The organism is Enterococcus phoeniculicola ATCC BAA-412 (genome assembly GCF_000407505.1).
Lineage (GTDB): Bacteria > Bacillota > Bacilli > Lactobacillales > Enterococcaceae > Enterococcus_K > Enterococcus_K phoeniculicola.
On sequence record NZ_ASWE01000001.1, the window covers coordinates 1274740 to 1293806 of the forward strand.

Sequence of the window (19067 nt, forward strand, 5' to 3'; positions counted from 1 at the left end):
TTTCCAGTTCTTAAGAAAAAATGAACATTCTGAAGAGAGAATTAATTTAGAGCAGTCAGGCAAGTATTTATCAACTTTGTTTATACGAACTTCTTAAAACTTATAGGTACATAAATTCCCATCAAAAGCGCTTCATTTGATAGAATAGAGACAGACATATTTTAGGGGGAGATATTATGAGAAAGATTGTTTTTTACGGCGGCATAAGTTTAGATGGGTACCTTGCTGATGAATCTCACAGTTTACAGTGGCTGTTTGATGCAGATGACGGCACGCCCATGAACTATGATTCTTTTATTGAAACCATTGATACAACGGTTATGGGAAGAAAAACGTTCGAAGAAACATTAACTTATACAAAAGGGGAGAATCCTTATCCAGGAAAAACAAATTTCATTTTCTCTCGAAAAATGCAGTATACAACGGATGACTTTATTTCTATCTCTGAAGATCCTGTCGCATTTTTAAATGAATGGAGAAAAAAAGAGGGAAAAGATATCTGGATTGTCGGCGGCGGAAAATTATTAAAGCCTTTATTAGAAGCAGATATGATTGATGAGTGGTGGATACAATTTACGCCCATTCTTCTTGGAAAGGGGATTCGCTTATTTGAAGAGGGAAACTACCGAAACCAATTAGAATTAATAGAAGTCAATAAGTTTGGACAATTTGGCGAACTTCATTTGCGAAAAAAAAATCTCAAGTAATAGAAAAACACCGATGAAAGCAATGCTCTCATCGGTGTTTATTAGTGTAATTATGCTTTTTTGTTTGCTTCATAAAATGCAACATACGTATCAACAATTGTTTTCAAGAAAGTCATTGTTCCTTCAACAATTGTTCCATCTTCATTAATCATATCCATTACATTACCTAGATAAGCTTCTGGTTGTTGTAATGTTGGTACATTTAAGAATACTAGTGATTGACGTAAGTGATGGTTCGCACCAAATCCACTTAACGCACCTGGAGATACACTTACAACTAATCCTGGTTTACCATCCCAAACGCTTTGCCCATAAGGTCTTGAACCCACATCCAATGCATTTTTCAATACAGCAGGTACTGAACGGTTATATTCAGGAGTAACAAATACAAATCCAGTCATATCCTTCACTGTTTCACGGAAAGTTGTCCAAGAAGCAGGGGCACGATTTTCATCATCAAAATCTTGATTGTACATGTCTAAATCATCTAGTGAAATAAATACAGGTTCGAAGTCTGATGGGAATAATCCTGCAATTGCAGTTGCTACTTTTTTACTAAATGATTCTTTTCTTAAACTACCTACTAAAAATCCAATTTTTTTTGTCATAAAAAGTTCCTCCTCATAAATCAAGTTTACTTACTAATAATAAGTCGTTTTTTTGAATCTTGCAAGAAAAATGACTCGAAGTGAATAAAAGAGGGATTTTCGTTCTCTTCACTGAAGAAAATTCACTTTATTTTTTAGATAGTCAATAGAAAATTTCCTGAATTGCACGTAAAGAAAGCTTTTTATCTACTGTAAAGAAAAAAAGCTTTACAGGGTGATGAAAAACTGGTAAACTAGCTCTTGTGAATAAATTAATGGAGGTGTAATTATATAATGGCAGTTAAAATTCGTTTAAAACGTATGGGTTCTAAAAAGAGTCCTTTTTACCGTATTGTTGTAGCTGATTCTCGTTCTCCTCGTGATGGACGTTTCATCGAAACTGTAGGAACTTACAATCCTTTGAAAGATCCTGCAGAAGTAGTTTTAAAAGAAGATTTAGTTTTAGACTGGTTATCAAAAGGTGCGCAACCTTCTGACACTGTTCGTAACATCCTTTCAAAAGAAGGCGTTATGAAGAAACACCACGAAGCTAAATTCGTAAAGAAATAGGGTGACTGGATATGAAAGATTTGCGAGAATTAGTCTTAACGATCGTTCGTCCACTCGTCTCTAAACCTGAAGAAGTCAAATTAGCCATCGTAGAATCTGATGATTTTTATGAATACAATTTGACAGTGGCTCCTGAAGATATTGGTCGGATTATCGGCAAACAAGGACGTGTTGCAAAAGCAATTCGTACAATTGTTTACGGGGTTCGAACAGAAGGACCAAAAAAGGTACGTCTGAATATTTTAGACGGTAAATAAATACAGTAAGCGCCTTATCCGTTGGGATAGGGTGTTTTTTTATTGTTAAAAAAACAAATTTTTGTAACGGATAATTACTTAGTTAGAAATAAAAAAATGTTGTTTTAAAAAAAATACACAGTGATTTAGCAGGAAAAAACGCTGTAATGACCACATTTCAATAACTATTCAAATTTTTTATTCGATTTAAATTTTCTGGTATTCCTGCATACAGATTCCACACTACGTAGGTGGGCTGAGTGTTTTTCTTTTTTCTTAAAATAAAAAAGGGTATAATTAGGGGAAGGAGGCGTTCTCAATGAAAAAGACTTTTCTACTTTTCTTACTTGTTCCATTTATTTTAGGCGCTTGTGGAAAACCTAGCGACACAAAAAATTCATCGACAAGTAACACATCCGTCGTAAGTACAACTAGTCAGACAAGTACTACATCTACTAGCTCTACGTCTACTGCGATAAGCGAAACATCCGAAAAAAGTAGTGAATCAAAGAACAGCTCAACAACAAATTCTCAAACTTCTACTTCAACAAATAGCACGTCAAGTTCAGAAGAAGGAACCAACGCACAAGCACAATTAAACTCAGCTTATCCTGAAGTACTTCTTCCGGCAATTGTTCCAATCGGTGATGGCTATTTAAATATTGCAGCAGATGGAAATAATCAAAAACTTTCTGTATTATATTTTGCTTTAGACAGCTCTCTAGTTTTGAACTCAAAACAATTGAACCTCGAAACGCCAGTTGCTTCTTATCTAAAAAATACATTCAACAGCAAAGAGGAAGCTAAAGTAGCAGTAAACCCTATCAGTGATAATGGGGGAACAAAGGTTGATTTAGGTTCTGGTATTACAGGTTATCAACAAGGGGCAGCTGGTTCAAGTTATCTTTCTTGGAAAGAAGGAAACTGGAACTTAGTCGTTCGCGCAAGTAATGTGGAAGGGCAAGAGCCACAAACATTAGCAAAACAAGTCGTAGCCTACTTAGAAAAAGCAGCTCTCCCTGCACCAAAAAACAGTGGTCAAATCACGCTGGATTTAAACAATACAGGAGCTAAGGCAAATCAAGTCGTTTGGCAGGAAGGTTCTGTTGTGTATACCGTCACACATCAAGACCCAATGAGCGCACTAGAAATGGCTGTTTCAATGAATCAATAATTAGAAAAATCGTATCGTGAATCACTCCTTCAAAGAGCCTGGATAAACGCTTTGAAGGGAGTGGTCACATACGATTTTTTTGTAGAAAGAAAGCTGTAAGCTGTACAGCAATGACAGCAAAATAGAAAGTAACATTCTCGCCCCAATGGATTAACACATCGTTTTTAGAAATCTGTTATAATGAAGAAAAGAATTCATATATAGGAGGCACTATGCAAGCTTATTGGGAAACAGATAAAACGAAACGGCAGCAAGAAGCAAGCAAAATTTTGGCTGATTTACCTGAATGGTTTTGTCTGCCTGAATCAACAAAAGTATACATTGATAATACGAAGCAATTTGATACCTTGTTTATCGAATTCGATTATGAGGTAGTTGGTTTCTTATCTATCAAAAAAACAGCCCAACAAACAGCTGAAATCGACTGTATGGGCGTTTTGAAATCGGCACATCGAAAAGGAGTGGGTCATCAATTAATCGAAGAAGCGCTTCAATGGTGTCGTGAAAATCATCTTTTATTTCTTCAGGTAAAAACGTTAGCAGATACCCACCCCGATTCTTATTATAAAAATACACGTGCGTTTTATCATAAGAACGGATTTATTGATGTGGAGATTTTTCCAGAGCTATGGGGTAGTGAGAATCCTTGCCTACAGCTAATTCGTTGTGTGTAAGGAATGTCAAAGAGCAGCAAACCATGTTGAGCAAGCTGGAATAACGTCTTTCATTATCAATATACGCAAAACTGCGTAGTATTCCACGAAAACTCATGCTAAAATAAACCGGACAACTTAAGAAATGAGGAAACTTTTTTGACTGAATATTTAAATGTAGGAAAAATTGTAAATACCCAAGGAATAAAGGGAGAGGTTCGTGTCATCTCGCAAACAGATTTCCCAGAAGAGCGTTATAAAAAGGGAGCTACTTTACTCTTATTTCAAGAGAATAAAGCACCTGTAAAGTTAATTGTTAAAAGCCATCGAAAACACAAGAATTTTAACATTCTTAGCTTTGAAGGTCACCCCAACATTAATGACGTAGAGAAATATCGTGATGGTATTTTAAAGGTGTCTAAAGATGACTTAGTTGATTTGAATGAAGGAGAATTTTACTATCATCAAATAATCGGATTAGTCGTTCTTGACGAAGAGGGAACTGAATTAGGAAAAGTAAAAGAAATTCTTTCTCCTGGTGCAAATGACGTCTGGGTTGTTCAGCGTCCTAAGAAAAAAGATATCTTAATTCCATATATTGATTCTGTTGTAAAAACAATCGATTTGGAAAAGGGAATTGTCTATGTTGAACTACCAGAGGGGTTGCTAGATGATGAGAATTGATATCCTCACCTTATTTCCACGAATGTTTGAAGGTCCTATGGGCGAATCAATTATTGGAAAAGCGGTAGAAAAAAACTTATTAGAAATTAATGTCTCAAATTTCCGCGAGTTTTCAGACAATAAACATCAAGCAGTTGACGATTATCCCTACGGTGGCGGCGCAGGTATGCTTCTAAAAGTTCAGCCTATCTACGACAATCTAAAAGCCATTGATCAGGAAACATCGGCTGCACAAAAAAGAGTTATTCTATTGGATCCTGCTGGAAAACCATTTGATCAAAAAATGGCCGAAGAATTTTCTAGTGAAGAGCATCTTGTATTTATCTGCGGTCATTATGAAGGCTACGACGAACGAATCCGTTCACTTGTAACAGATGAGGTTTCTTTAGGAGATTATGTTCTAACGGGCGGAGAGCTGGGAGCGATGGTCATGATTGATGCCACTGTTCGTTTACTCCCAGATGTGTTGGGAAACAATACCTCTGCTCAAACTGACTCTCATTCAACTGGGCTACTAGAGCATCCACAGTATACACGTCCGGCGGAATTTAACGGAATGAAGGTTCCCGAAGTATTAACCAATGGGAATCATAAACTAATTGCACAGTGGCAGCTAAAAGAATCCTTACGACGAACCTATCTGCGTCGACCAGATATGCTAGAAAAGCTGAAGATGACAGACGAGATGAAAAAACTGTTAGAAGAAGTAAAAAAAGAAGAAGAGTGACATAAACAAGACTATCCTTTTCGTAGCGTGGAAGGGATAGTCTTATTCTTTTAAAGCAAAAATACTGCGACTGGCTATGAAATTAGGACTTTTTACGCAGCTAGCAAACTATTTTTGTAAACAGAAACTGGACTATAAAGAAAAATCCCTTTACAGTACATAAAAGCTATGATAAACTATTTTGGTGAGTGCAAAAGCACTTAACTATTACGATATTCCGCTGTGGTCATGACCATATGAATGTTTGGAATAAGGAGAAGAAAGAAATGAATCCATTAATTCAAGAATTAACACAAGAACAATTACGTAGCGATATTCCAGCGTTTCGTCCTGGCGACACTGTACGTGTTCATGCGAAAGTTGTCGAAGGTACTCGTGAACGTATCCAGTTATTTGAAGGTGTTGTAATTAAACGCCGTGGTGCTGGAATCAGCGAAACTTACACAGTTCGTAAAATCTCTAACGGTGTTGGTGTGGAACGTACTTTCCCATTACACACACCACGTGTTGCTCAAATTGAAGTGGTTCGCTTTGGTAAAGTTCGTCGTGCGAAACTTTATTACCTACGCGCATTACACGGAAAAGCAGCTCGTATCAAAGAAATTCGTCGTTAATTTATTGTTATCGAATGAAACGAAAGCCCTTGTTAATTCAAGGGTTTTTCTTTTTGTCTTTCGTTATATATTTAAGGCAGTGAGAGCTAGTATTTTGTCTCTGTATACCTAAAAGGGGCAAAAAAGGGGCAAGCTTTTATAAAAGCTCTAGATCACTCTGTAATTTTTCGCGCATTCCCTCAGTGACATGCAAGTAAATTTGTTGGGTCAATTTACTGTCTTCATGACCGACTCTGTCTTGTATCACATACATTGGCGTTCCAATTTCAGCCAACTTAGAAATGTGTGTGTGCCTAAAAATATGAGAGCTTAAGCTTTTTTCTGGATTGATTCCCATATCGACTTTATGATTTTTAAGATACGTATTTATTGCAGTGATCAAAATAGGGGTTCCTCGGCTTGTTTGAAAAAGGAAATCCCCAGTGAGATTCAATTCTAGCAATCTATTGTATATTTCTATGGTCTTTGTAGACAAATCGATTTTTCGCATACCTGCTGCTGTTTTTGTTCTGTTTGATTTAACCATCTCCGATACCTTACGCTCTCTGGTTAACAATGTACCGTTAATGTCTACCATCATGTTCTCGACATCCACATCCGACTTTAAAAGGCCTGTAGCTTCACCTGGTCGCATTCCTGTTAAATACAACCACTGAAACAGCAATCCATATCGTTCATTATGATTCATGGTAAAATCAATAAGCGATTTGTATTCGGTATCCTCCAAATATTTATCTTTAATTTTCGCCGTTTTAAATTCCTTTTTAAAATTTAGTTCGACTTTGTCTAGGGGGTTGGCGTTAATATATCCTTTTCTAATAGCATATTTTAATACAAGATTGATTTTAGTCTTAATAATGCTTACATACTTATTCGAAAGATTTTTCTCGTATAAATATCTGTCTAAGATATCACCAAGCAGACGATCGTCAATTCTAGACACCAATGTATTTTCACCCACATCAGCAATCACGGCTTTCATCAAGTTTTTTGTCGGGAGGTAAGTTCCTTCTGCTACTTGCTTTTTATAGCGTTCATACCATTCTTTATACAAATCGATGAACGTAATTTCCGGCAAAGTGTTTTCCAACTCATTTAGTTTATCAGCAATCTTATTATTTAAGATGTACATAGCTTCCTTTTGTGTTTGTCTCGTCTTATTTAGACCAATCAGGGAAACACGTTTTAGTTTCCCTGTCAACGGGTCCTCGTATCGCTCGATGTATTTAAATCTGCCATCTGGCAACTCTTCAATCCACATTTGTATCAGCTCCTGTTTTTTGATACAATAAGCATGACTAAATAAGCTTATTGTTTGTTTATGTTTCTTCTCAATAGCGCATTTCTCAATCTTTAGTAGGGGCGAGAGGTGCGTCTTTAATTTATTCAAATTCTAATTCATTGATACTATCATCAAACATTTCTACAAATCCTATTTCATCTATAAAATCAGTCCAAATTTGATACCCGTTGAACTTAGGTACTCCTTTTTGAGCTTTGATTTTTTCATATGCACCAGTAACCGCGCGTTTCCATTCTTCAGTGCCTGATCGCAAAACTTTCTTTTCATCCCATCTTTTTTTAGGCTGTCGTTTTTTATTTTTTTCAGCCTGTGATTCACTCCATTTACTCAAAAATACCTCTTTAGAAGTTGAATTAGTTTCTAACCATTCTTGGAATTCTTTAAATTGCATTATTGCTCCTCCTTTTTCGAATGCACGTTCGATTCAATTGCAAAAAAATAATAATAGCTTTAAAAGCCATTAATTTTACTCAAATAAAAATCGCTCAGATTTTGATGGGACACCGTAATGTAGTTGTAACGTTTTAAATTCTCTTGGGTAGACGCCAAGGTCCTCCTTATACAGATTCAAAATTAAACTAGTAGCAAACCTATTTGCCTCGCTTTCTGATTTACTACGTGCCTTTTGATTAGATACATAATAGTTAGAAGTATCTCTATGTAATACTGCATGACCTAACTCGTGCGCGCAGATATAGAACCTTTCTTGCGATTCCTTCAAATCATCAGAAAGCAGGATTACTTTTTGATTCAATATTTTTTGGAACTGACCTTTTGGATTGTCAAGAAAGGGAACATATTTGATATCTATATTTAAAGCTTCGCAAATTAAGAATGGATTGTAAGATTTTGCTTCTTTTTTTAATTGGAAAATTAATTCTAAAGTGTCCATAGCTCACCTCACTTCTTTGTTTTATCTTTTTCTGCATACTCCCAAAACAACCCAGTAAGTATATCTTTAACTCTTTGTTTTTCTTCTGCAGTAAGGTTTTCACCATTGAAAGCCATATTAACATTAGAATCTAACATCTTGTCTAATTCAATCAAATCAGATTTTTCTGCCCACATAGGAGCTTGATTTCTACCTAATAAATAATCGGTAGTTACGTTAAAGTAATCTGCTACCTGTTTTAATTTGTCGACACCAGGTGTACGTTTATTCCATTGGTAAATGGTGTTTCTTCCAAATCCCAGTGCTTCTTCAAGTTGATAGACATTCATATCATGCTTTTTACATAGTTCTTTTATTCTTTCTAGCATAGCGTTACACCTTCATATTTCAGCTTAAGAGAACGTTATTTATAATAAAAGTTAGAAAAATAATTTGACTTTTATGATATAAGTTAGTAATATATGTTCATAAGCTAATTATTTAGCAAATATAAACTAAAGAGAACCATTCAAAAATAATATTTTCACGGTCGGCAAACTTAGAAATGTTTATTAAAAGGTTTTTATAGTTTTATTTAGCTATGGATACATTTTATGATATGAGTTAGAAAAAGTCAATGGCAGTTTGATAATTTTAGCTAAATAGTTAGCTTATAAAATATATAAATAGAAAGAAGTGAGATTAATGAGCGAAAACTTAGATTTAAAAATTCGGAATGAATTGCGAAAACGGAGAATGACATTTAAAGAGTTAGCTACGGAAATAGGGATATCTAGCCCGTATATGTCCGATATCGTAAACGGAAAGCGTGATGGTGAAAAAGCACAAGAGCATATTCGCACAATTAAAAAAATACTCAATATTAGATAGGGGGGATAACGATGGACGGAACACTTTCAAAGAAAGAATTCAAAGAAAAGTATAAATATTCGGAATCAACGTATCATCGACGGATCAACTTATTCAAGCAATCGAAATTTCGAAAAGGCTATATTGCACCAACGAAAAATGAAATATATGTAGATATCGATTTATATGAACAGTTTTTGAAAGAACAATCTGCAGAACGATTACATTATCAAATAATTTAGGGAGGAACACAGATGAACCAACTACAACAAACACTAACAAGTAACGAAGTAGCAGAAATGATTGGTACGACAAACGGTGAACTGATGAAATCTATTCGAATTTATATCAGTTATTTAGCCGAAGGGAAAATTCCCTCGGGCGATTTCTTTATTGAATCAACCTATAAAGATTCAAATAATCAAATGAGACCAAATTATCTATTAACCAAACAAGGTTGCGAAATGGTTTCTAATAAATTAACTGGACCTAAAGGTGTTCAATTTACAGCTAAATATGTGAGCCGCTTCAACCAAATGGAAAATCACATCAAACAGCAAGTACAAATTGACACTACGCCGCGCGGCTTAGCAAAACTAGCACTCGCAGCGAGCGAAGAAACAAACGAGCGTGTAGATGCACTAGCTGACGATGTACTCTATCTAAAAGAGGATGCCGTGCTTGCCGTCGGCGATTACAACACAGTTTCAGACAGAGTAAACAAACGTGTTTCAGAAGTCGCAAAAGCATATGGTATCACTACTCGAAAAGGTCGTAGCGCTTTGTTTAAAGATATTAATGGCGGTGTTAAGCAAATCACTGGTGTAGGGCGCAGAACGCAACTACGAAAGAAACATTACGAACAAGTGATGGAATATATCAATGACTGGGAACCTAGCACAGCGACAAGAACGATCATACGTCAAATGGAACTTGATAATGAGGATATTGCATAGGAGGTGGATACAGTGGATATACAAGAACGAATTGCAATTGCGACAGAAAGTATAGCAAAAAACCTTAGTACTTTGGCAGAAGATACTAAGGCAACTAGGAAATTACTAGAGCAAAATAGAAAGCTTTTTCTTGAATTAGAAAAAAAAATATCTGATTTAGCAGCAGATCCATTTGGATTTATGCAAAAGGAATAGCATTCTTGATTTTGGCTAAAAACTCAAGAATATTATTGGCTCTATCACCAAAAGTAATTTCAAGACTAGCTATTGCTTCAGTGGTCAAGGTAATAAACAAAATTGTGTTTGATGCTTGAGTACCAGAAATAAACTTATGTTTTTTTAGTTCAAGACACACAGATTTTACATCTTCTATTTGCCATTTAGGCATGATTGATGAATGAATGTCTTCCAAGTTTCCAAAAAACATTGCATCTTTACGAATAACTTTGTTTTTCCTTTTCTTTAAATAGACGTCATACATTGAAGTTAAAAGAAACTTAGCTTCGTTAGTTAAATTATCCAATATATTCACCACCTTATCAGTTATTTCAACAGACCACTTGCTGATAAGGAAATTATACCAAACGAAAGGATGAATAGCATGATTGATTCAATATTAGAAGCACACATAACTATGACTGCAGAATGGCACAAAGAAAATGATAAACCTGAACCAATTAGAAAAGCGTTGAAATATATCAAACAACAGAAAGAAAGGTTGGGAATCAAATGAAATATATTACATTCAGTAAAAACAAAGTAAAAAATTACTTTTTGGCCATGACCTATTTTGTATTAGGAGTGTGGGCTTCTGGCGGATTTACAAGTAACTTGTTAATGGTTTTCTTAGGGGCTTACTTAGCGGTATCAGCACTGTATTTACACTCTCTGATTGAGGGTAGAAAGAACTACGTAGAGGAGGAAGAGTATGAGTCTGATTCAAATAATTAAAGAAAGAATTGTTAATCGGCATAAGTATATTTGTAGAAACTGTAGATTCGGCTTCAAGCTTAATAAGAAGCAAGAGAAACTCACGATGAATTGGAATGGTCCGTATTGTCCAAAATGCGGAAAAAAAGCGACCACGCCGGCCAGCAGTAAGTCGCAAAAGTAATATTCTCTTACAACTATTATAGCACATTTTAACAAAAATAGAAAAACTCTTGTAACCGTTGAGGGAGTAGGGCTATAAGCGTTAAGTGCTACTTGCGATTATATTACGTATTCGCAAAGAGGAGGAGAAGAAACTTGTTGGATTTAGCAGCGTATAAATTGTATCTCGTTGAAAATGAAATTCGTCCAAACACGATAAAGAATTATATGAATACACTTGAACAAGTAAACAATTATTTACTTGGGAATAATCTTGATTTATCCAAAGAAAGCATGATTACTTTTAAAGACTTCATGCGAACAACAGAGTACAGCAAAGGTAAATTTTATAAGACAAAGACAATCAATCAAAAGATCATTGCAATTAATATTTATTTTAATTGGCTTGATAGAAAAGACTTAACTTTGAAGTTAATTAAAAATCAGACAAATGAACATCGTGAGTCTATTAGTCGCTCAGAGTACCGTAAGTTGCTTAAAGCGGCAAGTGAAGAAATGTATCTGTTTATGCTGACAATCGCTAACACAGGGCTTAGAATCACTGAATTATGTCAGCTAAGGGCTAGTGATTTAGATAGCAGCCTTCAAAATGTTGAAAACAAAGGAAAGATACGCGCAATCTCAATTCCAGTTTTTGTAAAAAAGAAATTGAAAAAGTATTGTTCAGAAAACAGAATCGAAGAAACGATTTTTTATAAGAATCAAGCAACATATAGAACTAATTTAAAGTCGATTGCTGGGCGTGCAAAGGTTCGGAAAGATAAGGTTTATCCCCATTCATTTCGACATTATTTTGCGAAAGAATTCATTTCTCAAGGCGGAGACTCAACGGAATTACAACAGATGTTAGGGCACGAAAACATTGCAACGACAACGATTTATACAAAACTAAGTACTAACGAGTTAGGTGAACGATTTAGAACAATAAAAAATGTATAGGAGATAATAAAGCATGACTGAGCATAAAAGTTATTATGCAATTATCCCGGCTGATGTTCGATATGATAAGCGACTTAAACCAAACGCTAAGCTACTTTATGGAGAAGTTACTGCATTATGCAATGAAAAAGGATTTTGTTGGGCTAGCAACGATTATTTTTCCAGTTTATATAGTGTCAACAAAGAGACAATAAGCAGATGGATTGGTCAACTAATTGATTATGGATATTTAAATCGGGAAATTATATATAAAGAGGGTACTAACCAAATAATCAATAGGTACCTACGAATTAATCAATACCCTATTGACAAAAAAGACAATACCCCTATTGACGAAAAAGTCAAAGATAATAATACACTTATTAATAATACAATTAATAATACAAAAGAATATAAAGAAGAGTTACCGCCTCCGAAAAAATCGAAGGCTAAGTCTACTCGTCATAAGTACGGAGAGTATCAAAATGTCTTGTTAAGTGATGAAGATATGGAAAAACTTCAAAAAGAATTTTCCTCTGATTGGCAAGAACGAATTGAACGTTTATCAGAATACTGTGCATCGACAGGCAAAACTTATAAAAACTATTTGGCAACTATTAGAAATTGGGCTAAGAGAGAGACATCGAAACCAATTAAACAGACAAACGGTTATCAAAAAAATGTTAGGCGAGAAAAATTGCCAGATTGGGCACAACCAGGATATAAACCACCAGAAAGAAAATCTTATGATATTTCAATAACTGAGGAGGAAAAAGCGTTTGACTGAAATAATTAAATTTTTCGGCGCTATGAAACAAGTACAAAGTGTTTTGCCTGTTGAAGAACAAGAGTGTTTATTCTTCCTCTTAGAAAAAATGAAGCAACATACCGGAGCTGGTGGAAGTGAATCTGATGAACAAGGAAAGAAGATATTTATACAGTATTTTCGTCTTCACAGGCAATTTGAAGCCCATAAATGTGAATTGTCATTTGTTACAAGCGAAGTGCTAAAAATCTCACCAGAAGAATTTTATGATGAAGCCAAAGATATTTATAGGAGATTGAAGGTATGAGAAAAAAGGAAGTTAAGGTCGGAGGAATATACATGGGCAAACCACGAGGTTTTATCAACAAGATAAGATGTCAAGTTTTGAATGTATACGAAAACTCTGTACATGTAAAAATAATCTGCTGCGTAGATCAGCGTGATGAAGATAGACAACTAATTTTAGATGAACAAACTGTCTGTCCACTGAAAACTTTAGAAGAGGTATAAATAAATTGAGGTGATTATATTGTCGGATATTATGAAAGTGTTCTGGAGCAATGTTGATTGGCATCGGAAAAATAAAAAGTGTAACTGGGCTGATTTGATTGGTAGCAGAGAGATAAACATGGAAAAAGGTATTTATCCAAATGTGAGTCTTAAAAAAATTCAAAGTATAGCTGAAGACTTAAACATTGACGATTATGCGATTTTGTTTGAAGAGCTAGAAGATTAAATGAATAGGAGAAATAAAATGAAGAAAAAATTAGTATTAATCAGTTTGACGATATCTATATTTGTACTATCAGGGTGTCAAGATTTATCAATGTGGTTTAAGGGGTTTGAAGAGAGTTTTAAAGGATTAGAAATGACTATTCAGACCTATGATGAAGAAAGTCAACTTATTGATTCAATCATAGGGAAATCAATTATGATAGAACGCGACTCTACCTTTGATTCTAAACTTGAAAGTAAAGACTCGTCAGTAATTCAAATTACCATTGGAGAAAAAGAAATGCATCATGTAGGATCATCGATGATTATTGCAGAAAAAGGGTTAGAAAATGTATTTGATGAATATGCAAAAACCGTAGATATTCAAAATATGCAGCGTGGTGTTCCAATCATAAATTCATTAGTAAATGATTTTAGAAACTCGTTCACAGGAAAACAAAAAGTAATTTTAATTCGAAGCCAGAATGGAACACCGTTAGCAACGTACGCAGGAGATAATGTATCACTATATAAAACTGATGTACCAAAAAGTACAGGTCTGTTAGTAGATGGGCAATACTTATTCATCTATAGATGTGACTATACGATTTATGATTTGGATTTAATTATGTAGGGTATTCGAAAAGATAGGAGGAAATACAATGACAGTAGAAATAGGATCATTAAACGAATATGAAATCGAAGACATGAGAGTGTTTAGAGTGGATGAATATCAATGGATTGCAGCACCAACTCTATTACACGCTCTTGTAGAATATGACAGTCAAGATAGTTTGGAAATAGAGTATTTACAGGACATTGAAGAATGTAATATCAGTAAAGACGGCTTATGGGACAGTGATTGTGTGACGGAGCAGGAAGAGCTAGACGTGAGAAATGGCAAGATAACTTTGCTTCCAGCTGATGAAGTTTCTTTCGGGCAATTCGGAATTTTCAACGGAGAGGTTTGTAAATGGACTTCATTTTCAGACGTCATTAAAAAGCAAGGCGTGGGCGTATATGTGATTGCTTGCACTGAGAATTAGGAGGAAATTAAATGAGAAAAAAATATTACGCAATAAAAAGCGGTGATAGATACAAACATTTTCCAGATGGAAATTGGAATACTGAACTTGATAAAACTTGCTTATTTAGCAAAAAATCAACAGCAGAAAATAAAATGCAATTGTTTGCTGATGAAATTGTAGAAGTTGAACTGGTTGAAAAGACTGAGGTAACTCGTCATGGAAAATGGGTATGTGCTCGAAATGTAGATACAGATTATTGGAGAGCGTGCGAATATTTTAATTCAAAAGACTCAGCTATACTTGCAGCCAATCAAGCAATTAAGAATTTTGAAAGAAATGGTGAAACAAATGACATAGAAGATATTCTCGGTTTTTATCCAGATGAAAACGAGAAGATTACCACCTTTGCTGTCGGTCAATGCATGATACCGACGTTATATATAGATACTGATGGACTACTAGAAGCCGCAAGCGGAAATGTGTATGACCAATGCGGAGAATATGCTGATGACTATTTAGATGATGTCAGTAAAGACCATTTAGACGAATTAGAAAAAGTGATTTTAGAATGGTTTGAGCGTCACAATTATATGCCAAGTTGTTACACGATTGAAGGAACCGAAGAAATTAAAGTGGAGGACTGACATGTTTAAGTTTCTAAGCAAAAAAGAAGAAAAAGCCGAAGAAGTAGCAGAAACAGAACTCACAGACTTAGTTAATGTCTCAAAAAGGAAATTTGAGCAAGGCACAAGCTGTAGAGATTGTAAATAAATCGAGAGGACTGATATGAGAGAAGACTATGATTGTCCAAAATGTTTTAAATGTGGTGACGAATGTTCTCTGATTAATGGAAAACTAGTATGTGATGAATGTGGAAAAGAATACTCAGAAAAAGAGTGGGAAGTAGCACAAGAAAAAGAATGTGAAAATTATATTCGGTTCATGGAAAAATCAGGAGGACTGACATGAGAGAGATTAAGTTTAGGGGCAAGCCTGTTGATCCATCAATAGGTGATCGCTGGCTAACCGGATTTGGTGTTGCTGTTGTGGAATTATCAGAGGAATACTCAAAAAAGGTCGGATATTCAAAAGAAGTCTATCTATATACAGAAGGTGGAATATTTCAAGTTTCAGAGGAAAGTGTAGGACAATACACAGGATTGATAGATAGGAACGACAAGGAAATATGCATAGGCGACTATTGGCAAGCCGTTGACAGATTGTCTGAGAAGACATTTAAAGGTCTAGTTTATTGGCTCAATGGGTGCATTATGTTTGATAACTGGAATGCTCACGAATTTTTGAATAGATTTCAATTTATTGAAATTACTGGGAATGTTATTGATCAGTTTAATATGTTAAAGGAGAGTGGAACGAGTGAGTGAAAAATTAAGTAAACTATTCCATGAATTTGTTTATGAAAATGATTGCAATGGAAATGAGGAAATTATCGCAGAAACGAATGAAATCGTGGCAGGCGAAGATATTGAGGCAGGAACAATGCTAGATGACCGATTGGGAGAAAAATATTTCTACAAATGCATGGACCTGGCGGAAAATGTCATAAAATCTTTTGAAGATGAACAACCACAGCTCAACGATAATCAGCAGGCATTACTACTTTGGATGAAAGAAACAGAGTGCGAGACGGACGATCCATTAGAACCGATTTCAGATTTATTTTTGGAAGGCACGCCAAGCAAGTATTTTCCTGATTTAGAGTTAAGTTGCGTAGAAGCTGCTTATCAAAGTTTAAATAAAATACAAAAAATCGGATTAGTTCAGGAATATCTCAGACAAGCGCAGGAACAGGAGGAAGAGCATGATTAATTCAAACTTATTGAAAAAACAAAAAAATGAAACGTTTATGCTTGAATCATACGTCATTCCTTTTCTTAATCAATTTGAAGTTTTAGACAGTTCTGTCACAGGAGGAGAATTAGAGTATGTTCTGATTTCTGAAACAGCAGAAAATGTTCAGAAGCTAAATGAATTTCTATGTACGGTTAATTGTTGGGCTATGATTTCTCCAAGATTTTTATGTCCCACTATGAGCGAATATCTAACATATTGTCGCATGGAAGATGCGGGAACTTTAGATTTGGCTTACCTAGTCTATAACTTTCTAAATATTAACACGGATTATTTATGGTTCGGTACTGCTGAAAGAAAATGGATACTCAGTGATGATGAACAGGAGGGTGAGACGGAATGATTTACCAATCTAGCAAAAAGCTTTCTAAATGTTCGAAACAAGAATTATTGCTTTTGCTGCAAGCAGAAGTGGAAAATAGAGATAAATTGATTCAATTAATCGATAAAGAATGGGATAAATGGAACAGGGTTATCGAAGATACTCAATTCCCGACCTTTCAAGGCAATGAACGCAAGTCACTGCTTGAAGGAATTGAAATGATTGGAAACTTAGTTAAAAATTTTTATGGTACAGGTGATTGAAATGTACACATACGAAGTGAACTACATCAATTACAAAGGCATTGCTAAAAAAGAGTACATTTATGCTGACTGTCAAAAGGACGCAGAAGCAAAGGCTATGGTGATTCAAGGGATTTACAGGCTGGTTAGTGTGGAGGAGGTATAAAGTGTTAGGTCAGTTTACTTTAACTCGTGTAGGATTTGACAAATCGTTAAAAGAAAATGATGTGTTTGATTATAAAGATAGTCAATGGATTATACGTTCTATCGCAAGTAGCGAAGTAAAAAGCCGAGTGGTAAAAGGCTTTGCAGGTAGACGCGGTCGTCAGTCAGATGTAATCGTGGCAAAAGTAGTAGCTCAAAAAGCTGGAACGTGTGCTATTCAAAATATGACACATAAATATTCAGAATTAACATTTACCATGAATACAGCAAGTGAAGACTTTGGGAGATTTTGGGACGATTTAGTAAGAGTTGGAGAAGTCACAACTTGTGATGACGGAAGAACGTATATTTTAACTGGAATAAAAGGGATTTATTACAGCTTTGTTGATATAAAAATGGAGTTTTTAGCAAGTAGCGTTACTGAATTGCCAAAAGCTGAATCCAAAAGATTGTCGAACAAGAATAAGTTGAATGAATTAGGTTGGGAAGTTCTAAAGAGCAATAAAAAGACTTAAAGAGTGAAAATAAAAGCCTACTTATCAACGTTTTATGTCGTTGCAACCAAATTACAAGAATTTACTAGTTTTTGCAACCAATAAAAAAGAGACAGCTGACCACTCGCTGTCTCACAGTGAATACTAGTACCTGTTTTCCGCCAGGTACGATAAGTATTTTATCAAAATTTAATGAGGAGGGATAGATATTGCCAGAATTAACCAAGACAAAACTAGCTGACTTAGAAGAAGATTTCAGAAATTATAAATCTTTTCCCAAAAAAATAATCGAAACATTAATAGCTGATGACTGGAAACCAGAAGATTTAAACAGTTGGATTAGAGGGTCAACTGGACATACAGAAAAAGCTTTAAACGACATGATAAAAAAAGAGGACAATAAAAGTTACACTTACTACTCTAAACTATATTCTGATATTTCAAGAGCGTATGACAACTTAACAGACGAGTTAAAACATATTGTCGATGAATATTTGTGGGGACCATCTAACTATCTAGGTTGGATTGAGATAGCTCAACAGATACATTGCTCAACAGGTAGCGTATATAGAAAGAGATATAAAATATTAGAAACTTTAGCGAAAGAGCGTGGAATATTAGCAGAATGAGAATAAAAGGCGTATTATTCCGCTTGTCAAGAGCATAAAATAGTATTGTCGAAAGGTTTAGTTAACGAGCAACGAGACACACAATCATGTTAGAGGACGTCGGCTCAGATTGACTAATCAGAGATAATCTAGCTATATAAGCTTAACGACAAACTAAAAATATCAATTAAATTTCTGTATCTGTAGCTAGATTTAAACAATCGGAGAACAAAGTTTTTGACCTGTTCACACAAAAAATAAAAATCATCGGTTGTTTCATGTGAGATAGCGGTAGTCAATTGCAAGTAGGTGGACACTATTGTAGTTAACTGCCGCTTAATATTTTATAAATTAGTAGGAGATACGAATGGATAACGATAGATTTATAGAAAATTGCAAAGATATTATTGAAGCAAGAGGAATTAAGAGAGAGTCAATTTTCGTTATATGGAGCTGTAAGACATTGCAAAACAATAAAGCAATCTTATCTTACGCTGAAAAAGGCGCTCCTTTATACGAGTTAACCCATAATGGTGATAAGAAAGAAATATATGTTGATACTTATCAAAAAGAATCAAATGAATGTGTAGAAGTTTAGTAATTATTAAGTCGCTGTGGCGGAATAGAATTAGCATATAAAAAACTCTACTCACTTTTCAGGAGTAGAGTTCTGTTCTTGAATAGCTAACTCAGTTAGCTTTGCACCAATACGAATAGACAAATTTCCAATATCAATTTTACCATTCTTTAAGTTTGATAATTTTGACTGAGTGATACCTGTTTCTTTAGAAATAAAATACTGAGTTCGGTTTTCTAGCAACCATTTAATATCTTTTGTATTGACAATCATTTACTCACCGCCTATTTAAATAA

Annotated in this window: 39 protein-coding genes; 32 read left to right on the top strand and 7 right to left on the bottom strand. The window is 34.9% G+C overall.

The window, feature by feature from the left end; all coding sequences use genetic code 11:
* Positions 1 to 176: 176 nt before the first annotated feature.
* The gene (locus tag I589_RS05835) at positions 177 to 707 is read left to right on the top strand and encodes a dihydrofolate reductase family protein (protein WP_010769042.1); all 531 of its coding nucleotides are present in this window, start codon (positions 177 to 179) and stop codon (positions 705 to 707) included.
* A 50-nt stretch (positions 708 to 757) separates the two neighbouring features.
* Here the strand turns inward: I589_RS05835 and I589_RS05840 are convergent, their stop codons facing one another.
* Positions 758 to 1315, bottom strand: a complete 558-nt coding sequence (locus tag I589_RS05840; RefSeq protein WP_010769041.1) for an NADPH-dependent FMN reductase — start codon at positions 1313 to 1315, stop codon at positions 758 to 760.
* A 273-nt stretch (positions 1316 to 1588) separates the two neighbouring features.
* Here I589_RS05840 and rpsP point away from each other — a divergent pair, with 273 nt between their 5' ends.
* From rpsP to rplS, 7 genes are all read left to right on the top strand, one after another.
* Positions 1589 to 1864, top strand: a complete 276-nt coding sequence (gene rpsP, locus I589_RS05845) for a 30S ribosomal protein S16 (protein ID WP_010769040.1) — start codon at positions 1589 to 1591, stop codon at positions 1862 to 1864.
* An 11-nt stretch (positions 1865 to 1875) separates the two neighbouring features.
* Positions 1876 to 2121, top strand: coding sequence for a KH domain-containing protein (locus I589_RS05850; protein WP_010769039.1), 246 nt, complete (start codon positions 1876 to 1878; stop codon positions 2119 to 2121).
* Between the two features lie 298 nt (positions 2122 to 2419).
* Positions 2420 to 3274, top strand: coding sequence for a hypothetical protein (locus I589_RS05855; protein ID WP_010769038.1), 855 nt, complete (start codon positions 2420 to 2422; stop codon positions 3272 to 3274).
* A 212-nt stretch (positions 3275 to 3486) separates the two neighbouring features.
* Positions 3487 to 3948 carry a GNAT family N-acetyltransferase gene (locus I589_RS05860; RefSeq protein ID WP_010769037.1) on the top strand — a complete coding sequence of 154 codons (462 nt, stop codon included), beginning with the start codon at positions 3487 to 3489 and terminating at the stop codon, positions 3946 to 3948.
* 138 nt (positions 3949 to 4086) lie between these two features.
* Positions 4087 to 4611 (top strand): ribosome maturation factor RimM, encoded by a 525-nt coding sequence (rimM, locus tag I589_RS05865; protein ID WP_010769036.1) that lies wholly within the window; start codon positions 4087 to 4089, stop codon positions 4609 to 4611.
* Positions 4601 to 5338 (top strand): tRNA (guanosine(37)-N1)-methyltransferase TrmD, encoded by a 738-nt coding sequence (gene trmD / locus I589_RS05870; RefSeq protein WP_139242876.1) that lies wholly within the window; start codon positions 4601 to 4603, stop codon positions 5336 to 5338. The genes rimM and trmD overlap by 11 nt, the downstream gene beginning before the upstream one ends.
* Positions 5339 to 5604: 266 nt before the next feature.
* A complete protein-coding gene (gene rplS, locus I589_RS05875; protein WP_010769034.1) occupies positions 5605 to 5952 on the top strand; it encodes a 50S ribosomal protein L19 in 348 nt (115 codons plus the stop codon).
* A gap of 136 nt (positions 5953 to 6088) precedes the next feature.
* Here rplS and I589_RS05880 read toward each other — a convergent pair whose 3' ends face one another.
* From I589_RS05880 to I589_RS05895, 4 genes are all read right to left on the bottom strand, one after another.
* A complete protein-coding gene (locus I589_RS05880) occupies positions 6089 to 7213 on the bottom strand; it encodes a tyrosine-type recombinase/integrase (RefSeq protein WP_010769033.1) in 1125 nt (374 codons plus the stop codon).
* 121 nt (positions 7214 to 7334) lie between these two features.
* Positions 7335 to 7646 carry a hypothetical protein gene (locus I589_RS05885; protein WP_010769032.1) on the bottom strand — a complete coding sequence of 104 codons (312 nt, stop codon included), beginning with the start codon at positions 7644 to 7646 and terminating at the stop codon, positions 7335 to 7337.
* A gap of 75 nt (positions 7647 to 7721) precedes the next feature.
* Positions 7722 to 8147, bottom strand: coding sequence for an ImmA/IrrE family metallo-endopeptidase (locus I589_RS05890; RefSeq protein WP_010769031.1), 426 nt, complete (start codon positions 8145 to 8147; stop codon positions 7722 to 7724).
* Positions 8148 to 8155: 8 nt separating this feature from the next.
* The gene (locus I589_RS05895) at positions 8156 to 8515 is read right to left on the bottom strand and encodes a helix-turn-helix domain-containing protein (RefSeq protein WP_010769030.1); all 360 of its coding nucleotides are present in this window, start codon (positions 8513 to 8515) and stop codon (positions 8156 to 8158) included.
* A 316-nt stretch (positions 8516 to 8831) separates the two neighbouring features.
* Here I589_RS05895 and I589_RS05900 point away from each other — a divergent pair, with 316 nt between their 5' ends.
* Genes I589_RS05900 through I589_RS05915 form a run of 4 tightly spaced genes read left to right on the top strand, consistent with a single transcriptional unit; the run spans position 8832 to position 10147 of the window.
* Positions 8832 to 9017: a helix-turn-helix domain-containing protein gene (locus tag I589_RS05900; protein ID WP_010769029.1), complete on the top strand. Its 186-nt coding sequence runs from the start codon at positions 8832 to 8834 to the stop codon at positions 9015 to 9017.
* Positions 9018 to 9028: 11 nt separating this feature from the next.
* Complete coding sequence (locus I589_RS05905) at positions 9029 to 9238, top strand: hypothetical protein (RefSeq protein WP_010769028.1); 210 nt, start codon at positions 9029 to 9031, stop codon at positions 9236 to 9238.
* Positions 9239 to 9250: 12 nt separating this feature from the next.
* Positions 9251 to 9952: a Rha family transcriptional regulator gene (locus I589_RS05910; protein ID WP_010769027.1), complete on the top strand. Its 702-nt coding sequence runs from the start codon at positions 9251 to 9253 to the stop codon at positions 9950 to 9952.
* Between the two features lie 12 nt (positions 9953 to 9964).
* Entirely contained in the window at positions 9965 to 10147 is a 183-nt protein-coding gene (locus tag I589_RS05915) for a hypothetical protein (RefSeq protein ID WP_010769026.1), read from the top strand.
* Here I589_RS05915 and I589_RS05920 read toward each other — a convergent pair.
* Positions 10131 to 10484 (bottom strand): hypothetical protein, encoded by a 354-nt coding sequence (locus I589_RS05920; protein ID WP_245561663.1) that lies wholly within the window; start codon positions 10482 to 10484, stop codon positions 10131 to 10133. The genes I589_RS05915 and I589_RS05920 overlap by 17 nt on opposite strands.
* A gap of 69 nt (positions 10485 to 10553) precedes the next feature.
* Between I589_RS05920 and I589_RS18680 the strand changes: the two genes are divergently transcribed.
* The 20 genes from I589_RS18680 (at position 10554) to I589_RS06010 (ending at position 18792) form a co-directional block, all read left to right on the top strand.
* Positions 10554 to 10685: a hypothetical protein gene (locus I589_RS18680; RefSeq protein ID WP_010769024.1), complete on the top strand. Its 132-nt coding sequence runs from the start codon at positions 10554 to 10556 to the stop codon at positions 10683 to 10685.
* Entirely contained in the window at positions 10682 to 10903 is a 222-nt protein-coding gene (locus I589_RS05925; RefSeq protein WP_010769023.1) for a hypothetical protein, read from the top strand. Before I589_RS18680 ends, I589_RS05925 begins: the two co-directional genes overlap by 4 nt.
* Before the next feature lie 297 nt (positions 10904 to 11200).
* Complete coding sequence (locus I589_RS05935; protein WP_010769022.1) at positions 11201 to 12004, top strand: tyrosine-type recombinase/integrase; 804 nt, start codon at positions 11201 to 11203, stop codon at positions 12002 to 12004.
* Positions 12005 to 12017: 13 nt separating this feature from the next.
* The gene (locus I589_RS05940) at positions 12018 to 12770 is read left to right on the top strand and encodes a helix-turn-helix domain-containing protein (protein ID WP_010769021.1); all 753 of its coding nucleotides are present in this window, start codon (positions 12018 to 12020) and stop codon (positions 12768 to 12770) included.
* On the top strand, positions 12763 to 13056 hold the full coding sequence (locus I589_RS05945; protein ID WP_010769020.1) for a hypothetical protein: 294 nt from the start codon (positions 12763 to 12765) through the stop codon (positions 13054 to 13056). The genes I589_RS05940 and I589_RS05945 overlap by 8 nt, the downstream gene beginning before the upstream one ends.
* Positions 13057 to 13088: 32 nt before the next feature.
* Entirely contained in the window at positions 13089 to 13259 is a 171-nt protein-coding gene (locus I589_RS05950) for a hypothetical protein (RefSeq protein WP_155854205.1), read from the top strand.
* 19 nt (positions 13260 to 13278) lie between these two features.
* Positions 13279 to 13485: a hypothetical protein gene (locus I589_RS05955; protein WP_010769018.1), complete on the top strand. Its 207-nt coding sequence runs from the start codon at positions 13279 to 13281 to the stop codon at positions 13483 to 13485.
* Positions 13486 to 13503: 18 nt separating this feature from the next.
* Positions 13504 to 14097 carry a DUF5052 family protein gene (locus I589_RS05960; RefSeq protein ID WP_010769017.1) on the top strand — a complete coding sequence of 198 codons (594 nt, stop codon included), beginning with the start codon at positions 13504 to 13506 and terminating at the stop codon, positions 14095 to 14097.
* Positions 14098 to 14125: 28 nt separating this feature from the next.
* Positions 14126 to 14509 (top strand): hypothetical protein, encoded by a 384-nt coding sequence (locus tag I589_RS05965; RefSeq protein WP_010769016.1) that lies wholly within the window; start codon positions 14126 to 14128, stop codon positions 14507 to 14509.
* A gap of 11 nt (positions 14510 to 14520) precedes the next feature.
* Positions 14521 to 15135, top strand: coding sequence for a hypothetical protein (locus I589_RS17755; protein WP_010769015.1), 615 nt, complete (start codon positions 14521 to 14523; stop codon positions 15133 to 15135).
* 1 nt (position 15136) lies between these two features.
* Positions 15137 to 15262 carry a hypothetical protein gene (locus I589_RS18685; protein ID WP_010769014.1) on the top strand — a complete coding sequence of 42 codons (126 nt, stop codon included), beginning with the start codon at positions 15137 to 15139 and terminating at the stop codon, positions 15260 to 15262.
* A gap of 15 nt (positions 15263 to 15277) precedes the next feature.
* Complete coding sequence (locus I589_RS05975) at positions 15278 to 15460, top strand: hypothetical protein (RefSeq protein ID WP_010769013.1); 183 nt, start codon at positions 15278 to 15280, stop codon at positions 15458 to 15460.
* Entirely contained in the window at positions 15457 to 15876 is a 420-nt protein-coding gene (locus tag I589_RS05980; RefSeq protein ID WP_010769012.1) for a YopX family protein, read from the top strand. The genes I589_RS05975 and I589_RS05980 overlap by 4 nt, the downstream gene beginning before the upstream one ends.
* Entirely contained in the window at positions 15869 to 16321 is a 453-nt protein-coding gene (locus tag I589_RS05985; protein ID WP_010769011.1) for a hypothetical protein, read from the top strand. Before I589_RS05980 ends, I589_RS05985 begins: the two co-directional genes overlap by 8 nt.
* A complete protein-coding gene (locus tag I589_RS05990; RefSeq protein WP_010769010.1) occupies positions 16314 to 16706 on the top strand; it encodes a hypothetical protein in 393 nt (130 codons plus the stop codon). The genes I589_RS05985 and I589_RS05990 overlap by 8 nt, the downstream gene beginning before the upstream one ends.
* Positions 16703 to 16948 carry a hypothetical protein gene (locus I589_RS05995; protein WP_010769009.1) on the top strand — a complete coding sequence of 82 codons (246 nt, stop codon included), beginning with the start codon at positions 16703 to 16705 and terminating at the stop codon, positions 16946 to 16948. Before I589_RS05990 ends, I589_RS05995 begins: the two co-directional genes overlap by 4 nt.
* Position 16949: 1 nt before the next feature.
* On the top strand, positions 16950 to 17093 hold the full coding sequence (locus tag I589_RS18300; protein WP_010769008.1) for a hypothetical protein: 144 nt from the start codon (positions 16950 to 16952) through the stop codon (positions 17091 to 17093).
* Between the two features lies 1 nt (position 17094).
* Positions 17095 to 17607 (top strand): hypothetical protein, encoded by a 513-nt coding sequence (locus tag I589_RS06000; protein ID WP_010769007.1) that lies wholly within the window; start codon positions 17095 to 17097, stop codon positions 17605 to 17607.
* 188 nt (positions 17608 to 17795) lie between these two features.
* Positions 17796 to 18215, top strand: coding sequence for a RinA family phage transcriptional regulator (locus tag I589_RS06005; protein ID WP_010769006.1), 420 nt, complete (start codon positions 17796 to 17798; stop codon positions 18213 to 18215).
* 346 nt (positions 18216 to 18561) lie between these two features.
* On the top strand, positions 18562 to 18792 hold the full coding sequence (locus I589_RS06010; RefSeq protein ID WP_010769005.1) for a DUF6275 family protein: 231 nt from the start codon (positions 18562 to 18564) through the stop codon (positions 18790 to 18792).
* A gap of 51 nt (positions 18793 to 18843) precedes the next feature.
* On the opposite strand, the gene I589_RS06015 is transcribed toward I589_RS06010, so the two are convergent.
* Positions 18844 to 19044 (bottom strand): helix-turn-helix domain-containing protein, encoded by a 201-nt coding sequence (locus I589_RS06015; RefSeq protein ID WP_010769004.1) that lies wholly within the window; start codon positions 19042 to 19044, stop codon positions 18844 to 18846.
* Positions 19045 to 19067 lie beyond the last annotated feature (23 nt).

What these genes read in the sequence shown, in the direction of transcription:
- I589_RS05990 (WP_010769010.1), top strand. Translation starts at nt 16,314, where the DNA reads ATGATTAATTCAAACTTATTGAAAAAACAAAAAAATGAAACGTTTATG.
- I589_RS05880 (WP_010769033.1), bottom strand. Translation starts at nt 7,213, where the DNA reads ATGTGGATTGAAGAGTTGCCAGATGGCAGATTTAAATACATCGAGCGA.
- I589_RS05950 (WP_155854205.1), top strand. Translation starts at nt 13,089, where the DNA reads ATGGGCAAACCACGAGGTTTTATCAACAAGATAAGATGTCAAGTTTTG.
- I589_RS18680 (WP_010769024.1), top strand. Translation starts at nt 10,554, where the DNA reads ATGATTGATTCAATATTAGAAGCACACATAACTATGACTGCAGAATGG.
- I589_RS05885 (WP_010769032.1), bottom strand. Translation starts at nt 7,646, where the DNA reads ATGCAATTTAAAGAATTCCAAGAATGGTTAGAAACTAATTCAACTTCT.
- I589_RS05995 (WP_010769009.1), top strand. Translation starts at nt 16,703, where the DNA reads ATGATTTACCAATCTAGCAAAAAGCTTTCTAAATGTTCGAAACAAGAA.
- I589_RS05900 (WP_010769029.1), top strand. Translation starts at nt 8,832, where the DNA reads ATGAGCGAAAACTTAGATTTAAAAATTCGGAATGAATTGCGAAAACGG.
- I589_RS17755 (WP_010769015.1), top strand. Translation starts at nt 14,521, where the DNA reads ATGAGAAAAAAATATTACGCAATAAAAAGCGGTGATAGATACAAACAT.
- I589_RS05850 (WP_010769039.1), top strand. Translation starts at nt 1,876, where the DNA reads ATGAAAGATTTGCGAGAATTAGTCTTAACGATCGTTCGTCCACTCGTC.
- I589_RS05960 (WP_010769017.1), top strand. Translation starts at nt 13,504, where the DNA reads ATGAAGAAAAAATTAGTATTAATCAGTTTGACGATATCTATATTTGTA.
- I589_RS06010 (WP_010769005.1), top strand. Translation starts at nt 18,562, where the DNA reads ATGGATAACGATAGATTTATAGAAAATTGCAAAGATATTATTGAAGCA.
- I589_RS18300 (WP_010769008.1), top strand. Translation starts at nt 16,950, where the DNA reads ATGTACACATACGAAGTGAACTACATCAATTACAAAGGCATTGCTAAA.
- I589_RS05855 (WP_010769038.1), top strand. Translation starts at nt 2,420, where the DNA reads ATGAAAAAGACTTTTCTACTTTTCTTACTTGTTCCATTTATTTTAGGC.
- rpsP (WP_010769040.1), top strand. Translation starts at nt 1,589, where the DNA reads ATGGCAGTTAAAATTCGTTTAAAACGTATGGGTTCTAAAAAGAGTCCT.
- I589_RS05860 (WP_010769037.1), top strand. Translation starts at nt 3,487, where the DNA reads ATGCAAGCTTATTGGGAAACAGATAAAACGAAACGGCAGCAAGAAGCA.
- I589_RS05975 (WP_010769013.1), top strand. Translation starts at nt 15,278, where the DNA reads ATGAGAGAAGACTATGATTGTCCAAAATGTTTTAAATGTGGTGACGAA.
- I589_RS05980 (WP_010769012.1), top strand. Translation starts at nt 15,457, where the DNA reads ATGAGAGAGATTAAGTTTAGGGGCAAGCCTGTTGATCCATCAATAGGT.
- I589_RS05905 (WP_010769028.1), top strand. Translation starts at nt 9,029, where the DNA reads ATGGACGGAACACTTTCAAAGAAAGAATTCAAAGAAAAGTATAAATAT.
- I589_RS05925 (WP_010769023.1), top strand. Translation starts at nt 10,682, where the DNA reads ATGAAATATATTACATTCAGTAAAAACAAAGTAAAAAATTACTTTTTG.
- I589_RS06015 (WP_010769004.1), bottom strand. Translation starts at nt 19,044, where the DNA reads ATGATTGTCAATACAAAAGATATTAAATGGTTGCTAGAAAACCGAACT.
- rplS (WP_010769034.1), top strand. Translation starts at nt 5,605, where the DNA reads ATGAATCCATTAATTCAAGAATTAACACAAGAACAATTACGTAGCGAT.
- I589_RS05890 (WP_010769031.1), bottom strand. Translation starts at nt 8,147, where the DNA reads ATGGACACTTTAGAATTAATTTTCCAATTAAAAAAAGAAGCAAAATCT.
- I589_RS05910 (WP_010769027.1), top strand. Translation starts at nt 9,251, where the DNA reads ATGAACCAACTACAACAAACACTAACAAGTAACGAAGTAGCAGAAATG.
- I589_RS05895 (WP_010769030.1), bottom strand. Translation starts at nt 8,515, where the DNA reads ATGCTAGAAAGAATAAAAGAACTATGTAAAAAGCATGATATGAATGTC.
- I589_RS05835 (WP_010769042.1), top strand. Translation starts at nt 177, where the DNA reads ATGAGAAAGATTGTTTTTTACGGCGGCATAAGTTTAGATGGGTACCTT.
- I589_RS18685 (WP_010769014.1), top strand. Translation starts at nt 15,137, where the DNA reads ATGTTTAAGTTTCTAAGCAAAAAAGAAGAAAAAGCCGAAGAAGTAGCA.
- I589_RS05840 (WP_010769041.1), bottom strand. Translation starts at nt 1,315, where the DNA reads ATGACAAAAAAAATTGGATTTTTAGTAGGTAGTTTAAGAAAAGAATCA.
- trmD (WP_139242876.1), top strand. Translation starts at nt 4,601, where the DNA reads ATGAGAATTGATATCCTCACCTTATTTCCACGAATGTTTGAAGGTCCT.
- I589_RS05940 (WP_010769021.1), top strand. Translation starts at nt 12,018, where the DNA reads ATGACTGAGCATAAAAGTTATTATGCAATTATCCCGGCTGATGTTCGA.
- I589_RS05965 (WP_010769016.1), top strand. Translation starts at nt 14,126, where the DNA reads ATGACAGTAGAAATAGGATCATTAAACGAATATGAAATCGAAGACATG.